Annotated in this window: 13 protein-coding genes and 5 pseudogenes; 10 read left to right on the forward strand and 8 right to left on the reverse strand. The window is 59.3% G+C overall.

Going from position 1 to position 16,074, the window contains the following annotated elements; translation table 11 throughout:
- The first annotated feature begins 225 nt into the window (after nucleotides 1-225).
- The gene (locus RB548_RS29930; RefSeq protein WP_331376012.1) at nucleotides 226-2,403 is read left to right on the forward strand and encodes an adenylate/guanylate cyclase domain-containing protein; all 2,178 of its coding nucleotides are present in this window, start codon (nucleotides 226-228) and stop codon (nucleotides 2,401-2,403) included.
- Between the two features lie 21 nt (nucleotides 2,404-2,424).
- Here RB548_RS29930 and RB548_RS29935 read toward each other — a convergent pair whose 3' ends face one another.
- From RB548_RS29935 to RB548_RS29950, 4 genes are all read right to left on the reverse strand, one after another.
- On the reverse strand, nucleotides 2,425-2,883 hold the full coding sequence (locus RB548_RS29935; protein WP_331376013.1) for a cupin domain-containing protein: 459 nt from the start codon (nucleotides 2,881-2,883) through the stop codon (nucleotides 2,425-2,427).
- Nucleotides 2,884-2,967: 84 nt separating this feature from the next.
- Nucleotides 2,968-3,480 (reverse strand): YHS domain-containing (seleno)protein, encoded by a 513-nt coding sequence (locus RB548_RS29940; protein WP_331376014.1) that lies wholly within the window; start codon nucleotides 3,478-3,480, stop codon nucleotides 2,968-2,970.
- A gap of 29 nt (nucleotides 3,481-3,509) precedes the next feature.
- On the reverse strand, nucleotides 3,510-4,172 hold the full coding sequence (locus RB548_RS29945; protein WP_331376015.1) for an ankyrin repeat domain-containing protein: 663 nt from the start codon (nucleotides 4,170-4,172) through the stop codon (nucleotides 3,510-3,512).
- Between the two features lie 314 nt (nucleotides 4,173-4,486).
- Nucleotides 4,487-5,581, reverse strand: a complete 1,095-nt coding sequence (locus RB548_RS29950) for a class I SAM-dependent methyltransferase (protein WP_331376016.1) — start codon at nucleotides 5,579-5,581, stop codon at nucleotides 4,487-4,489.
- Nucleotides 5,582-6,309: 728 nt separating this feature from the next.
- Here RB548_RS29950 and RB548_RS29955 point away from each other — a divergent pair.
- Both RB548_RS29955 and RB548_RS29960 read left to right on the forward strand, forming a co-directional pair.
- Nucleotides 6,310-6,564 (forward strand): hypothetical protein, encoded by a 255-nt coding sequence (locus RB548_RS29955; RefSeq protein ID WP_331376017.1) that lies wholly within the window; start codon nucleotides 6,310-6,312, stop codon nucleotides 6,562-6,564.
- 571 nt (nucleotides 6,565-7,135) lie between these two features.
- The gene (locus RB548_RS29960; RefSeq protein WP_331376018.1) at nucleotides 7,136-8,506 is read left to right on the forward strand and encodes a S8 family peptidase; all 1,371 of its coding nucleotides are present in this window, start codon (nucleotides 7,136-7,138) and stop codon (nucleotides 8,504-8,506) included.
- Between the two features lie 393 nt (nucleotides 8,507-8,899).
- Here the strand turns inward: RB548_RS29960 and RB548_RS29965 are convergent.
- Nucleotides 8,900-9,248, reverse strand: a pseudogene (locus RB548_RS29965) (SOS response-associated peptidase); the annotation flags it as partial.
- Nucleotides 9,249-9,885: 637 nt separating this feature from the next.
- Between RB548_RS29965 and RB548_RS29970 the strand changes: the two are divergent.
- The gene (locus tag RB548_RS29970) at nucleotides 9,886-10,443 is read left to right on the forward strand and encodes a DsbA family protein (RefSeq protein ID WP_331376019.1); all 558 of its coding nucleotides are present in this window, start codon (nucleotides 9,886-9,888) and stop codon (nucleotides 10,441-10,443) included.
- Between the two features lie 206 nt (nucleotides 10,444-10,649).
- Here the strand turns inward: RB548_RS29970 and RB548_RS29975 are convergent, their stop codons facing one another.
- Nucleotides 10,650-11,303 (reverse strand): DUF6647 family protein, encoded by a 654-nt coding sequence (locus RB548_RS29975; protein WP_331376020.1) that lies wholly within the window; start codon nucleotides 11,301-11,303, stop codon nucleotides 10,650-10,652.
- 365 nt (nucleotides 11,304-11,668) lie between these two features.
- On the opposite strand from RB548_RS29975, the gene RB548_RS29980 reads away from it, so the two are divergent.
- The 6 genes and pseudogenes from RB548_RS29980 to RB548_RS30005 all read left to right on the forward strand — a co-directional run.
- Nucleotides 11,669-11,875 carry a hypothetical protein gene (locus RB548_RS29980; RefSeq protein ID WP_331376021.1) on the forward strand — a complete coding sequence of 69 codons (207 nt, stop codon included), beginning with the start codon at nucleotides 11,669-11,671 and terminating at the stop codon, nucleotides 11,873-11,875.
- Between the two features lie 3 nt (nucleotides 11,876-11,878).
- Nucleotides 11,879-12,046 (forward strand): annotated as a pseudogene (locus RB548_RS29985) (HU family DNA-binding protein); the annotation flags it as partial.
- A gap of 611 nt (nucleotides 12,047-12,657) precedes the next feature.
- Nucleotides 12,658-14,199: a group II intron reverse transcriptase/maturase gene (ltrA, locus tag RB548_RS29990; RefSeq protein WP_331376022.1), complete on the forward strand. Its 1,542-nt coding sequence runs from the start codon at nucleotides 12,658-12,660 to the stop codon at nucleotides 14,197-14,199.
- A 72-nt stretch (nucleotides 14,200-14,271) separates the two neighbouring features.
- Nucleotides 14,272-14,391 (forward strand): annotated as a pseudogene (locus tag RB548_RS29995) (HU family DNA-binding protein); the annotation flags it as partial.
- A gap of 462 nt (nucleotides 14,392-14,853) precedes the next feature.
- On the forward strand, nucleotides 14,854-15,051 hold the full coding sequence (locus tag RB548_RS30000; protein ID WP_331376023.1) for a hypothetical protein: 198 nt from the start codon (nucleotides 14,854-14,856) through the stop codon (nucleotides 15,049-15,051).
- Nucleotides 15,052-15,123: 72 nt separating this feature from the next.
- Nucleotides 15,124-15,312, forward strand: a pseudogene (locus RB548_RS30005) (hypothetical protein); the annotation flags it as partial.
- A gap of 154 nt (nucleotides 15,313-15,466) precedes the next feature.
- On the opposite strand, the pseudogene RB548_RS30010 reads toward RB548_RS30005, so the two are convergent.
- Nucleotides 15,467-15,607: pseudogene (locus RB548_RS30010) on the reverse strand (DUF2277 family protein); the annotation flags it as partial.
- Nucleotides 15,608-15,674: 67 nt separating this feature from the next.
- Entirely contained in the window at nucleotides 15,675-16,007 is a 333-nt protein-coding gene (locus tag RB548_RS30015) for a GYD domain-containing protein (protein ID WP_331375196.1), read from the reverse strand.
- Between the last annotated feature and the right edge of the window lie 67 nt (nucleotides 16,008-16,074).

Below are 16,074 nucleotides of genomic sequence, written 5' to 3' on the forward strand. Positions count from 1 at the left end.
TGGACGAGGTCATTCGGCCGGCATTCTATCGCAATACCTCTCATTGCTAAAACAAGGTCTCGTTCGCGGGAGGCGTGACCCGTGCGCAAGCGATCACCCTTCGGATGCGTGACTTTCGCCAAGGACATTCAGGACGCCCAGCGTGCATGGCTTGCGGTGCCTGCGGCCCCTCGACGTGGTAGGATACACTGCGCGGTCGCTAACATCGAGAGAGTGAGCAGAGACATGGAGAGGCGGCTCGCCGCGATACTCGCTGCCGATGTGGTCGGCTACAGCCGCCTCATGGGAGTGGATGAGGTCGGCACGCTGGCCCGGCTGAAGGCCTGCCGCCGGGAGTCGGTCGATCCCGCCATAGAGGAATTCCACGGCCGAATCATCAAGCTCATGGGCGATGGTGCGCTCGTCGAGTTCGCGAGCGTTGTCGACGCTGTTCAGTGCGCCGCCGCGTTCCAGCGGAAAATGGCCAGTCGCGACCAGGGCGTCACCGCGGCACAGCGAATTCAGTTCCGTATCGGCATCAATCTCGGCGACGTCATTGTCGAAGGCGATGACATCTACGGCGACGGCGTCAACATAGCGGCGCGACTGCAAACTCTGGCCCAGCCCGGCGGCATATGCATATCCGGTACGGCGTTCGACCATGCCGTGCACAAGGCCGATGTCGGTTTCTCAGCTCTCGGTGAGCAGCACCTGAAGAATATTGCCGATCCGGTCCGCGTCTACCGCGTTTTGCTTGATCCTTCCAAGGCGGGAAAGGTCATCGCCCCTCCGCGCCGGGTTGGAAGGCGGGGTATCGCCGCCCTCGCAACGGTCGCGACCCTGCTGATCGCGGCCGCCGCGATTTTCTTCGCGTGGCCATTACCCTTTGCGCCACAGCGGCCATCCATCGCGGTGCTGCCGTTCGGCGCTACTAGCGAGGACGCTGGACAGGACTATTTTGCGGAGGGGCTTACGAACGATCTCATCGCTGATCTGTCGAAGATTTCCGGGCTGCTTGTTATCGCCCGCAATTCCGCTTTCTCGTTTAAGGACACATCCATGAACGTCCAGCAGGTCGCCAAGCAATTGAACGTCCGCTACGTGCTGGAGGGCAGCGTCCGGCGTGCGGGAGTCGCGGTACGCATCAATGTGCAGCTCATCGATGGGAACACCGGAAGAACCGTGTGGGCCGAACGGTATGACCGCGACTACTCCGATATCTTTGCGCTGCAAGACGAAGTGATCGAGCACATTGTGGACGCGCTCGCGGTGCGCCTGACGGAAAGAGAGCGAACCCAGATTGCCCGCCTGCCAACCCGGAATCTCGAAGCCTACGACTCCTACACTCGAGCCGAACAGAAGGTGTACTCCATAGACTACCGATCTCTCGGAGAGGCTCTCTCCCTCTACGAGAAGGCAATCAAGCTCGACCCCGAATTCGCTGACGCCCATACAGGCTACGCCCGAGCCATCGTCGACGTCCTTGGCTTCGACTACCAGCCACTGATTTTGAGTGCGGTCGCCCGGCAGCGTGCCTATGAAGCGGCGGGGCGAGGCCTGGAACTGAACCCGCAGTCTCCGCGAGCCTATGCCGTCCTCGGCATCCTGCAAATGCTTGACGGCGAAATCGATGAGGCCATCGCGTCGGTCAATAAGGCCGTGGCGCTCGATCCGAATGGCGCTGAGGCGGAACTCAACCGCGCGATCGTCCTGACCTATGCGGGGCAGAACCCGGAAGCACTCACAGCCATGGAGCGTGTGCTGCGACTGGACCCCAAACCGCGAGCCCAAGTCTACGACTATTACGGTCTCGTGCTTTACATGAATCATCAATATGAGGACGCAATCGGGGCAGTGCGGACAGTCCGGCCGGAGGAACCGAGCGACCTGGGCCTTGAAATCCTGGCCATGGCCAACGCGCGATTGGGTCGAGAGGCAGAAGCGCACAACTCGGTCAAAGCAATGCTCGAGAGGTCGCCCGGCCATTGCCTTGCCACACTGCGAGTTGTGTATGCCCACCATCGTCGGCAGGAGGACCTCGACCATCGGCTCGATGCTTTGCGCTTAGCGAAGCTCCCGGAATGGAGCTTCGATTTCCGTGGACGGCCAGAAGACCGCCTGGATGCCAAGGCAATCCGTGACCTGGCGCTCGACAAGACCTGGACCGGGCATCGGCACAACGGTGCAGGCTTCTTCATGGAGCTCGGCGCAAACGGTGATTTTGCCTTGCGCGCTGAAAACAGCATGATCGTCGGCAAGTTCACTCTCGAGCGCGATTTCTTTTGCACGCGAACCTCATCGGCTCTGCTCGGCCGCAAAATCTGCAGCCCTGTGTATCGCAACCCAGGAGGAAGTACGGAGAAACACGACGAGTATGTTCTGCCGGAAGGCTCGAGCGTCTGGTATTTCTCGGCGGCTCCGTGATGCCGTCCCCGTCGCAACGACTCAGCCAGGCGGAAGACCCATTATCTCGAGTCCAAACTGGTCCGCCGCGACGGTCGCAATCTCGTCCAGGTTCTTGTCCCCCAAACGGCGCTCTGCAACTACTTCGAAGAAGTGTTCAAAGCCTGCGGGTAGGATGACGGTCAAGAGGCGGCCGGGGACCGTACCCGTGTTCTTGAAAGAGTGGACCTGATGGCGGGGTAACAATGCGATACCGCCAGGGCCGATGTCGAACACCTCATCGCCACGCCAGATTCGAAACGTCCCTTCGATTGCATACGAGACTTCATCCTCCCGGCTATGGCGGTGCAGCGGTGCCGCCACGTCTGGCGGTACGATCTCCTCGATCACCGATGCGTCGAGCCCGCCGGCTGGATCGCGACGAATGATCACTGTCTCGCCGAACACCTCGAGTGTGCAGTCCGCTTGCGCTTGGGGTGCATTGCTCCCCGGTTCCGCCATCTCGCTCCTCCATCAGTCTCACTCGGCAGGATAAACCTATGCCAGGCTGGCCGACGTGTCAGGGCTCAACATGGCCAGTTTGATTCAGTTGTGTTCCGCCCTGGTCTTGAACTCCTTCGCCTCGACCCCCGGCCATTTAGCGTCGGCCTTCGCTGTGACAGCCGCCGGGGCCGCATCGAAGTCTTCCTCCAGGCCCTCCTTTCCGGAGAAAAGGTAAAGCTTGCCGTCGACGATGCGCCAGGCTTCCGGGTCGATGTTCACAGATGCCTCCTCCGCTGCCGTGCCCAGCGCGCAGAAGCCGCCATACTGAGGAGCGTAGCGGATCGGCTCGGAAGCAAACGCGTCACGGTGCTTCACGCTGGCGAAGTACCATGTCGCGCCGAGCCATTTCTTTGTGAACTCCGGCGAACCCTTTGTCGCACGGCCATCGGTGAAATACGCCACGGGATCGTACCCGAGGATCGCGACGTTGCCGAAATACCCGGTATTTACCACCTCGGCAGCGCAGGATTCACCAGAGCCCATGGCGGTGAGGGAGACGACTGCGGCGGTTGCAAGAGCCAAATGGCCTCGCATTGCGGGACATTTCTTCGCCATGTCGTCTCCTCCGATATTGGCGCGGTCGGTCAGTTACCGACGGCAACGCAGGCTGCGTACGACGCGCCGATCTTCTCCTTGGGTTGGCACTTGGCACCGTGCTTCTTCAGCAAGGCCATCACCTGAGCGCTCTTCATGAACGTCGCGCGGCTCAGCGGCGTATAGCCGTAAGCCTGGATTGCCTCGACCTTGGCCCCACGGGCAATCAACAGTTCGGCCACCGCCGCCTGGTTCTCTTCGGCGGCCACGTGCAATGGCGTGATCTTCTGCTTGCTCAAGGCGTCGACTTCAGCGCCGTGGTCCAGCAAAAGCGTGGCGATCTCAACACTTCCGGAATACGCCGCCGCGTGCAACGCGGTGAAGCCGCGGTCATTGCGGGCTTCGGTGTCGGCGTTGGCCTCGATCAACATGGCGGCGATCCTGGTCTGGCCGGAAAGAGCAGCTTCGATCAGGGCCGTCTCGCGACTCTCGTCGCGGCCATTGACATCAACGCCTTGAGACAAGAGCTGGCTGATTACGTCGAGATCGCCCTCGCGCGCCGCATCGTGTAGGGACTCTGCGTTGACTGCGCTTGCCGAAATCCCAAGACAAAGAATGACTGCAACCAGAGGAACGACGCTGAAGAGCTGTTTTAGGTCTCTTGCGAAGGGATCCTGGCACAACTGCAGTTCATGACAAGGAGCGTCTTGCACGCTCCTGTCCGAAGTTTGGACAAGCAAATCCAAGTATTGCTGCGTATGCGACCAGAGTGGCAGGCATAGTGACACACCTGCGGACGCGGCAGTCAACTCTCGCTTGGAAACGGGCATCGTCCAACCCTCGCGTTGCGCACGTGGACGGATTAGCTGAAAGTCTACCGCAATCGACACGCTGATGCCATGGTGCCCTGGTCGGCACCTGAAAGTTGGTAGCAGATGCCACCAGGCCATTTGATCACGCGATCGGCACTTTGCGCCAGGAGCGGCCGCCTGCCATCGCTGCTTCTGCCGCCGCGGCGGCTCTCCGGCTACGCTCGTTTGGACAACACCACGGCGGCCATGTAGGGTTCATGGGGTCTGGGACATTCAGACAGTCGGCGCTCAAAGCGGGCAAACAGCTCAGCTACGAATGCGGCTGGTTCGCGAGATGGCTCAATCAAGCTGGCGATCATCGGACCGCACCAAGCTTGCGTCATGTCCGCGTGATCCTTGGCGAACGCCAATACATCGCCGCTCGTTTCGAATTGCTCCCAGCAAGGATCGGTGATTTTGACGAGATCAAGATGCTCGAGTACAAGGTCGGCGAAAGTTTCAGCTTGTATAAATGGCTCCCGAATCTGTTCCAAGGTTCGAAGACCGATCGGTATCGTGAGGTGGTTCTTTTCTCGTTCCGAAAGCCAGCCATCCATCCTCATGTCGCATACTGCCGACCGCAGCTCGCCGAGGAGCCATTCCCAGCCAGTGACGTCCGCTGTCCGGGCCGTAAACCCCGCCACGAGTTTCGCGCCAGGCCTCATTTCCCGCGACCGTAGCGTTAGGAAGCGTTCCCAATCTCGCGCTTGTTGCTTTGTCACCGCAGAAACCACAGTTGGCGCGGTACTCATTCCAGCGAGAATATGGTCGGGCGCTTCGATCGTGCTGGCACTCATCCACTGCAATGCCCAGGTCGACCAGCCGAGATTCACGCGCTGAGGCGGGAGCAACGGCTCGAAATACGATCTGCCGATCGCAGAAGGAAAGACATCGGAAGCTTCGCTCATGTAGCTGTCCGGGTCTGAAACAAGTGCTTCAAACAGGGCCGAAAAATCATTCGATGGAAGGTCAGTATGGACGACTTCGATTGGCACGGATGGGCTCGATCGGAACCGCAGCCCCTTTATCGCCACGCGCATGGGGGTCATCGAATTGCGGCCTTGCGAAGAACCATAATCAACGATGGTCAAGGGACCTTCGCCAATCACGACCGTTCGGCACGCGGTTTCCAACAATGAAAGGAGTGCGGCAATGCCGGTCGCCTGCATTGAGGAATGACGGTTGTAGAAGCCGTCCCCCTTCATCGCCGCCAGATGAGATCGCGTTGGATCGTTTGGCATACCATCGCCTCGCTCGGCATAGGTTAACAAACCAACTCCGGCTTGGCGAGCCAGTGTGACCAAGGCGAACCAAGAGGACAAGCGGATGGCATTTGCTACACAATACAGGTCTTTTTCACCTTCTCGCCGGCACCGGATTGAACTGAAGAACGAACCTGCTTGCCTCCCTGCACTGTCCTTCGACTTCCGCTCTTGGCGCAACGTGCTCGTTCTGCCAGATGAGCCGGACGGCAACTTCCCACCCACTGCGACGGATCTGAACCGGAAAGATCGACCCCAAGCGGTCCTTGGCAGCGAACACGACAAACGCGCACGATTGAGTGCATCCCGGACATTGGCTCGGACGATCCGCCACGTCCGGCACCCGCCAGCGAAGAAAGAGCAATCGCCGCCATCAAGAGATACGTCTGCAATCGGCCGTTAAGAATAATGCCGCTTGCGCACCGCAATATCTCCTTCACGACCGGATCGCCCTCCGCAGCTCGGGAGACAACGGGGAACATGATTGGCTCGATCTGCGGATCCGCCATGACCGAAACCAAAGACCCGGACTCGAGCTGCGATCGGACCAAAGATTTTGGGGTAAGCGCAAATCCGCCCGCCCCTCGTGACTGCGTCGATCACCGTGCGGACATTGATGCAGAGATTGATCCGAGTCCGCACTACCTAGGGCTGAACAACCGTAGACTGGGATACGGTTAACCCATATAATTGTCCTTTCAGAAACCGCTCGTAGATCTTACGAGGAGGTACCGGCAATGGCCTGGAAGACATGCGAGGTCACGTGGGCTGGTCCAACAGAGACCGGTGGTATTTTCATCGCTTTGAAGGCCACCGATGGTTCGTTCGAACGTTGGTTTCAAGCCTTCCCCGGCATGCAGAAAGAGATGCTAGCAACGGCGCTCTGCGCGATGAGCACTGGGATGCGTGTTGAAGCTGCTCTGCCGGACAGTTTACAAGAATATGGTGTAATTGAACGTCTGTACGTCCGCCAGTGGGTGCCGCCGGCATAGCGGTGCGCAGCAAAGGCCGGTGCAGTGGCGCAGAGGGGGACGCCAAGTGTGCCGGCTGCCAACCGTTCCCTATCCGGCTCCGGCACCCGGCCACCGGTGAGTGGGCGTTGACCCGGAATCTACGGGGGTCTGGCGCAGGAGGACGCTTGAGATGAGGAAAACCCGCAAAGAAGATCGCCAAAATCCTCGCGCATCGCGGCCGAACGTTCGCGCGCAGGTCAGCGAGACCGCGCCGGAAAGGACGGAAACAATGTCCAACCTAGAAGACCCACCCCTCGGGCCTCGTGTCGGCGGTGCAGGACTCCCGAACCCACCCCTCGGACCTGGTGTCGGCGGTGCGGGACCACAGAACCCACTCCTCGGGCCTCGTGTCGGCGGTGCAGGACTCCAGAACCCACCCCTCGGACCTGGTGTCGGCGGTGCGGGACCACAGAACCCACTCCTCGGGCCTCGTATCGGCGGTGCAGGACTCCAGAACCCACCCCTCGGACCTGGTGTCGGCGGTGCGGGACCACAGAACCCACCCCTCGGGCCTGGTGTCGGCGGTACAGGACGCTCGGGAGCCGAGCGCGTGCGCGTGCTAATCGAGATGCGTGTCCCGGTCGGCCAGGGCATGGCCGCAGTACGGCGGGTTGCATTTGGCCTTGCCGTACCGAGCCTCACGGTCGACCCAAACTATGAGCCGGTTCCCGTCAGCCCTTCCCCAGACATCGCAGTGCGGATGGCGGCGGCGGGCGAACAGGTGGTCGTGGTGCGCGGCACAATCGAATCAGACAAGATTCCAGAGCTTGAGGCCCAAGCCGAGGTCCTCAAAGCATGGAGGGATACCGAGATCCAGCCGTTCACGCCCGTCGCGGAGTCCATGCCGACGGCCCTCCTGGAAGCGATGCCGCAATCGGCGAATTTGTTGCAGCTCTCCGGCGATGGACCGGCGATGGGCCCATGCCCCATCGGAACATGCGACTGCGAGCCGGAAACTGCCAAGGGCACGATCGCCGACGTCGCCCACTATCTCGGCGTGGACCAAATCTGGGCCGCTGGCTATCGGGGGGACGGTATCGTCGTAGCGGTCGTCGATGGCGGTATCACCGCCCTAGGCCGCACGCCACAGCCCAACGAGACGGCTAAGATCTCGCGGGTAATCGGGGGATTCCCGGCCGACTGGGGCACGACCGCAGCGGCATGGGGCGATCACGGCAACATGTGCGCCACTGACGTCCTCGGCATGGCGCCAAATGCGCAGATCTATGACATAAGGATCGCTTCAGACACCTCAACGGGCACGATTTCGAATGCACTTGCCGGGTATGACTGGGCGATCAATCAGCACCGCGCGACTGGCACGCCGCAGGTCATTACGAACAGTTGGGGCATCTACCAGCAGAGCTGGGACGGCGTCTATGCCTGCGACGCCAATCATCTCTTCACTCGCAAGGTGGTCGACGCGCTCAATGAGGGCATCCTCGTCCTGTTTTCGGCCGGCAATTGCGGCGACACATGCCCAGACAGTCGATGCGGCAACGATACGGGTCCAGGCAAGAGCATCTGGGGCGCGAATGGCCATCCCAGGGTCATGACTGTCGGCGCCGTGAACAAGAATGAGCAGTTTGTCGGTTACAGTAGTCGGGGTCCGGCCTGCCTTGATTCCAACAAGCCCGACTTCTGTTCCGTCACGCATTTCACAGGCTACTTTGCGAGCGACAGCGGCACCTCGGCTGCAACACCGATCGCGGCGGGTGTGGTCGCGCTTCTTAAGCAGGCCAACCCCGTGCTCACTCAAGACCAGGCGAAGACCGCGCTGAGATCGACCGCCAAGGACATTGGCCCCGCCGGGTGGGACCAGCACTCCGGAGCCGGAATCGTTCGTGCCAAGGCGGCCTACGACCAGGTCCCAAGGCCACGTGGCTTGGCGGCTGTCTTCGAGCTGCTGCTGTTACATTGACCTGTGCCTATCGGAACCGCATGTGCGGGGAAAACGCCAGGGTTAGCCGGGGCAAAGACGTTTAACGACTTCTATTGTTTGCTTGCCTCTGCGTTAGGGCATCGGACATTTAATCGAACGCATATCCGGCTTCCTTGAGGTAGTTCCAGCATTTGCTTCTGCTGAAGAGGTCGCAGATGTTGCCGATTGCCTGCCAAAGCGTCGAAGATCTTGGCTGCGGCGGCCTGATTGCGCACAACATGGTCTCGGCTTGGATCGTTTTCAAAGCATCTCAGCAGATCTCTCGTGCCGCAGCGACAGCGTGAACGCCCCAAATTCGCGGGCGTCACCAATGAATGGCGGCTTCGTCCCGCCTAGCGGACGCCCAGGGATCTTCTTCTGGACGTCTGTTCACAGCGTGAACCGATGCTTGGCCTTCGCGTACTTTGCATCGGTGAACTCGAAAAGGCCGACGCCGGTATGAGGCATCGCCTGCTCTCGGCAAAGCTGCGCCCCTCGCTCCGGAGTTGAAGACCGGTCCGCCCTTGCGTCCTTCAGGCGGCGGGAAGCCGAACCTCATCGGCACGAGTTCGACCACGTTACCATCTGCAACTCTCATTACAGGTCCGGTATCACCAATCCGGACGTCGTCCGCTTGTGGCAAGTTGAGTTCCGTTTGATGTGAAGGGATGCCGAGCGCGAGGTCCTGCATCATCTTGCAGTACTCGGCATATCTGATGTGCTGCTCATAATCGTTACACATGCGGCATCAACGTAGCGCTCACGATCCGAACTTCCACTGCCGTGACACAAGGATGCTCGAACATGCATGCAGCGCGACGACAACGGACGAGCGCCTCGCGCGGTGTAGGCTCGGACGCGAAGGCGTTCCTTGCGAAGGCACTATCCGACAGAGCGTCGTCGCGTCTGTGGGGCTCGAGCCGAAAGCTGCGATTAGATTATTTGAAATCGCCGCCGCGCTAATAGCGCGTTCGGCGGATGTTTCACAATGCCGTAGCCATAGCGATCGCGCTCATTCTCAACTCGATGCAGAGCGGCGTGGACTCTTGACCAGATTGCGGCGGGGAAGTCCCGCCTTCCAGACAGGAGCCCGTTCGCCTAAGCAAGAACCGACTCGCTTTTCTATTCAACCTATGAGAGCATCAGTGGCAACGCGTGGGTTGGTAGGTGCCGACGGTCAACGTCCTGGGAATCTGGCTGAATGCTAGTTGGACTCATCAGCTAGCCACTCTTCGTTGAAGTTCGAATGCTTCAAAGAATGGGCCGTGATCTTCTCTACAGGCGACCGTCTAGCCGCCTACCTCAAGCTCTGCCCCATGGACGCTTCAGCGACAAGCGAAATCAGAAACCCAGCCGGCTTTGAAAAAGAGGGAAATCGCATGACAAACATAGCTTGGCACGCCGATCCACTCACCTGGGGCACCGGTCCGCGCCTGTTCGAGGTCTTTCTGGAACCGACCGATCCTTACTCGGCTAAGGCATTTAACAAGCTTGACCTTCTTCTCGATCAGGCCGGCGAGGACAAGGTCACCATTAAGATCCGCCTGCAGTCGCAGCCCTGGCATATGTATTCCGGCGTCATCGTTCGCTGCATCATCGCGGCCTCGACACTTGAGGGTGGCAAGGAGACCGCGAAGAAAGTCATCGCCGCAGTCGCGGCGCATCGGGAAGAGTTCGAATTCATCGATCATGCCGGCGGACCGAATATGGACGTTACGCCCAACCAGGTCATCGAGCGCGTGGAAAGCCGTAGCGGTGTCAGGCTAAAGGACGCGTTCGCAATCCCGGATCTCGACCGGGAAATCAAATGGCATTGCAAATATGCTCGACAGAACGGCATCCACGTTTCGCCGACCTTCATGATCGACGGGATCGTGCGGCCGGACGTGAGCAGCGGCGATGATGTTTCGGCCTGGGCGAAGAAGTTGTTCGGTTGATGAAGGTTGCCGTGAAACCTTGCTGGCTTATCCGCAGCACGCAGTAGACGACGCCCAGCATACGAGACCATCCGGCCTTCGGGATAGAGATCGATATAGCCCCGCTTCCTAGGGTACGCCTTGATTCCGAAGCGGACGTGCCGAGGGTCGGAAACCCCTGCTCAAAGAGAAGCCTTTATCCCAGGTCACGAACAGAAGATCGAGTATTAATACAAACAGTTTGTACGGACCAACACTGTGAAGGGATCAAGCCCGAACTCCGCCTCGAGGTCGCTGCCGAACAGACCAAGCCATCGTTTCTGCGCTTCGAACGCTGTTTTCTCGCGTTCCTCGGCGCATGCAAACTTCAATCCTGCCACGTTCTGAATGTGGTGGACCATTTCGTGCACAAGCACGGAGAACTCCCCCGGCGTCTTCCCCGTCCACCCGTCCGGCAGATAGACCGTTCTTGCCTCATCATCGTAAACAGCCATGACGTCGGCTCCGTTCGCTAGGCGTGTCCAGATGGGCAGAGCCTCTCTCCATCGATCCAACGGCACGTCCCGATAGCGCAGACGGATCATGCGCTTGGCGGACGCGAATTCGATCGCAGGCGGTTCGTCGATGAGCGGAAGACCGAATTCCGACGAAAGCCACGCCGCGATCACCTTCACCGCAGCCTGCCGCGAATGGTTGGGCTCTGACCCGAAAACGAAGGCATTGGGCTCGACAATGAGTCTGGTGCCCGGCAAGACTATCTGTTTCGACGCGCCGCCAGAATTGACGTCGGGCTGTACCGGCTGTCCTGCTGATGCCGCCAGGGTCGTCGATGCGATTGCGCTGAAAATCCAGGGCACAATTTGCTTCGTGAACGCGTGCATGGGCGCGAACCTCTCTCGCCGGCGCTCGGATCGACACGCCGTGACAAATGGCTGGTCGGTCACAGAAAGGCTTCAGCTCCGCGTCAGAGTCAGCGAGCCCACGGGTCGTAACCGGCAGTCCATTCCCATGGCGGCAGGCTCACGCTACGCGCCGACCCGGTCGAGCGCATCGGTACGGCTCCCCCAATTTCCCCACATCGCCTTCCGCAGGACTACCTAGATTTCGTGGGCTTACCGTCCATCTGCGACTGGGCGTGGCTAGGGCTCGCCTCGCAGGCGCGGGAGCACTTCCTTCCGGTTGGTAAGCATTGAACCCGTCGGTAACGCGAAAACCTGCTGTTCGATTTTCCGCGAGGTTGTTCGTGGTGGCGGATTTCGTCTCCGCCCCTCTGACCCACGTCCGCAGGCTGCAGGCGGTCCATCAATCCGACAACCCCGAATGGATTCTCAACCGGCAGGGCGATTCAAAAGCACCTGTGGAAATCCTATTCTTTCAGACCTTGAAGCAGGTCGGCCCGGTGACAAAGGATTTCAAACTGACAAGTATCGCGGTCGTCAAAAAAGAGGGGTAAACCATGACTACAACCAACGAAATTGCAGACAAGATCGCAGCCGATCACAGCCTGACCAAGGCACAAAGTAAGGCGATCGTCGAGGCCGTCTTTGCCGCCATCACCGCAGCCGCGACGTCCGGTGCCGAGACATCGATTCCAGGATTCGGGAAGTTCAGGGTCAGTGCGACGTGATAGTCGCCTAAGTAATTGTTTGTACAGGAGTTATATTCTGGGACAAACCTGATGTTCCGTCATCAGTAGCCTACCGGCACATGCGGGACTGGTAACGGTCCGGTGTGAAGCTGCCGGGACAATGTAGCCGGGCTTTCGGGCCATGCCGAGACCGTGAGGCGTAGGTATCTTCTGCGAGCATCAGCGCGGATGGGGCGCTAGGCTGGGTGGTATTGATCAATGGAAATGAACTGCTGATAAACGTCGTGAAATTTGACAAGCCAAAGATGCTGACAGGCTTGGACCAAAAGGTGCGCGGTCGGATGTCTCCCTTGATTTTGGAGGCACACGGACAACAGGACCGCCGGCGGATAGGCAGGATCTAACCCGCCCACGTTATCTAGGTGAAACACGGTAAACCCGTATCTCCGCCCCGCAGCGGGCAGGCCGACCGCAAGGAAAGCTGTTGGGGGTGCGGGCAGAGGATGTCGGAGAAAGCGAACGCCGGGCTGTAATGATCCGGATAGGGGTTGCGGCTTGCCAACATCACCCCGCCCGAAAGGGAGCAGACTTCTGACGGGTCTCTCGTCGCGAGAGAATGTGCAGAACCCTCGGAGGAGGACAGGCAAATGGCGGTCACAACAGTGACTGGTGCGGCCTCCCGCGAAACGGTGAGTTGGGGCCAGATCGACTGGCGCAAGGCTTACCAACACGTGCGACGGCTGCAGATGCGTATTGCGAAGGCAGTTCGGGAAGGTCGCTGGGGCAAGGTGCAAGCCTTGCAGCGGCTACTGACCCACTCGTTCAGCGGCAAGGCGCTTGCTGTGAAACGGGTTACCGAAAATCAGGGCAAGAGGACACCCGGAGTGGACCGGATCATCTGGGACACACCGGATAAGTGCGTCAGAGGATTATTGTCGCTCAAACGGCGTGGGTACCGCCCTCTGCCGTTGAGGCGGGTATATATCCCGAAGGCAAACAGCGAGAAGCTCCGTCCGCTGGGTATTCCGACGATGAAGGACAGAGCCATGCAGGCACTTCACCTGCTCGCCCTGCTACCTGTTGCGGAAACCACGGCAGACCCAAACTCGTACGGCTTCCGTCCGTTTCGAGCGACCCGTGATGCGGCTCGTCAGTGCTACATTGCACTGCGCGGGCGTGGTACGGCGGAATGGGTCTTGGACGCAGACATTGCTGGCTGCTTCGACGAAATCAGCAAGGACTGGCTCATCGCCAACATCCCTACGGACAAGGCGGTGCTCCGGAAATGGCTGGACTCCGGCTACATGCAGGATGGTGATTGGTACGCGACACGAGCGGGAACGCCGCAAGGTGGAATAATCTCGCCCACGCTCGCCAACATGGCCTTGGACGGAATGGAAAAGATGCTACGGGACCACTATGGCCCGCGACGCCGAAACATTCGGACCAAGGTGCACTTGATACGTTACGCCGATGACTTCGTCGTCACTGGTGCTTCGAAAGAAGTGCTGGAAGAGGCGAAGTCTCTGGTCGAGGAATTTCTGTCAGAACGAGGTCTGTCTCTGTCTGAGGAAAAGACTCGCATCGTGCGGGTCGAGGAAGGCTTCGACTTCCTCGGTTGGAACGTGCGTAGATATGATGGACACACCCATATCAAGCCCGCCAAGAAGAACGTGGCGGCGTTCATGCGCAAGATCCGAACGATCATCAAGGCCGCCGCCGATGCGAAGCAGGAGCATCTGATAATGCGGCTCAACCCGGTCATCGGGGGATGGACCAATTATCATCACAACCAGGTGGCGAAGGAGACCTTCCGCAAGGTCGAGCATCTCATCTGGAAGTGTCTCTGGCAGTGGGCATGTCGCAGGCACCCAGATAAGCCACGTCGGTGGGTGAAGCATCGCTACTTCGCCCGCGAAGGCACGCGAGACTGGGTATTCCGCGCAGCAGTGAAGGATCGTGCCGGAAACATCACGTTCCGGCGGCTACTCCATGCATCCGACGTTCCTATTCGTCGTCACTGCAAAATCCGAGCCGAAGCGAATCCGTTCAATCCGATGTGGGACCGCTACTTCGCCGCAAGGCGTGGTCTGCCGTCGGAAACTACGGATCGGCCTGGGGAAACCGCACACTCTGCCGATAGACAGGAACTGGCGGCTCTGGTCAAACAGGGCTTAGTGGAGGCTTGAGCCGTATGCGGGGAAACTCGCACGTACGGTTCTTAGGGAGGAGCGACCCGGCAACGGGTCGTTCCTACCCGACAGGACACGCCGGAGCGAGAGGCGCGCAATCCCGCGACGGGCGCGATAATCAAGGTGGCCGCCGCAAAGAAGCTGACCTTCGGGTCGGCGAAGGCACTCAAGGACGCATTGAACAGGTAATTCGATTGCAGGAGAAGCCTTGTCCTTTCAAGGCTTCTCCCAGAGCGACGACGATCCCCCGACAGCATCCAGTCGCGGCGCGCAGTGCGTGCGCGGAACATCCCGCCGAATATTCTTGATCCAATTGAACCCACATGAACACGCGGCGTTTGGTCGTCAGACAGCCGGTTCCGCCCTCGACTGCCAAGCTGAACCACCTTTCGCCACACAGCGAGCGACCGACCGATCGCGTCCAAAGATCCCCATCTCGCCGCTGACGCGGATGCAATGACGGCACGAGGGTCGGGCAGCCCGCCCTTTCTGTACCCATTTGAGATCTTCTAGGACTTTTGTCCGACATAGAAATGGGCCAGAAGTCTTAGCCCAATTTGCCCTTATCCCATTGAGCATACTCCGTAATCCTTGACTGCAACCCATGCTGTGAGAGCCTCAATCTTGTGGTTGTAATGCGCAGGGAGGGCAATGCTCTTCGACGATGACGTTGAGTTGGCGCTCGCTTTGGCCTGCGAAGAACTGCAGATGACCCGAGACGAGGCAATCCGCCTACTCGTTCGCGAGTGGCTTCAGAACTATGGCTTTCTGCCAATCTGCGGGGCTGATAAAAATATCTGGTCGTATGATGCTGCGTCGCCGGACGAGGCAGCGCCAGGCAATAAGTAATACTTAGTTTATTCCTCGCTTTATTAGGCTTTGGTAGCATAGTCTGACGCCCATCGCTTTGGGAGGAGCAAGATGGTTGAGCGCGTAGAAGGCGAAAAACTTTCCAAGCAAACCGCCACGAAAGTGTGGTCGATCCGCGAGTTCTGCCGACGGCAGCGCTTGTGCCAGGAGGAAGAACGACGCTTGACGCAGATATTCGGCGGGTTCGCCACATCCAGCGAGCTACTGCACAATGCGAAACGCACTCCTAGGTGGAGATATATCAGTCATAGCATCGACCTCAGTGACATCCCGGAAGCAGACATCTCAGTGGATCAGCGAGGCGGCCTCTGTGCGCCGACTGCAGACGATGGCCCAGGCTGATAACTTGAGACCTGACTGAGGTCTCCTGATCGTGACGGACTCTCTCACGCGACCGGATCGGTGTTCTCGCGTGCGCCTTTGCAGCTACTTCCTCGCGATCGCGAGGGGGTTGAGAGGTCTCCAGCGAATCGAGCAACTCGCGGGCGCATGCGGCGATCGAACTGACCGCGCGCTCGAATGCGGCCTCGTTGCGCGCAGCACATCGTTTCTGGCAGCGGAGGTTCGATCCGCTGCCAGCGATGTTTCAACCAGTGGTCTGCTTATTTTGCCGGGGGCTTGTAGGAAGATGCGATTTTGCCCGCCTTTTCTTGGGCCGCCTTGAATTCCGCGCCCGTATATGCTCGTACGGTTTTGATATTCGATGCTGCCCCCGATGCGGCGACGACGAGAAGCGGCGGGATCAGGTCAGCACCGTCGTCGAATTCCGTGATTGCCATCCAGTCGGTTTCGCCGGTCGTGAGATAGAAAGAATGCAGTTTCCCGCCTGCCGCTTCCATGATGGCACGGGCCGCCTTTTCTCGGTTCGTTGGATTGTCAATCATTCCCTTCGCAGATGTGGCTGAATAGCACCCTGTGGTTATGAACAGTGGCATAGGACATCCTCCCTCAATAATTGGGTAGATCGGGCGATCTGCCGAATACTCAATATCTCAAAAAACT

This window comes from Sinorhizobium chiapasense (assembly GCF_036488675.1).
GTDB classification, from domain to species: Bacteria; Pseudomonadota; Alphaproteobacteria; order Rhizobiales; family Rhizobiaceae; genus Sinorhizobium; species Sinorhizobium chiapasense.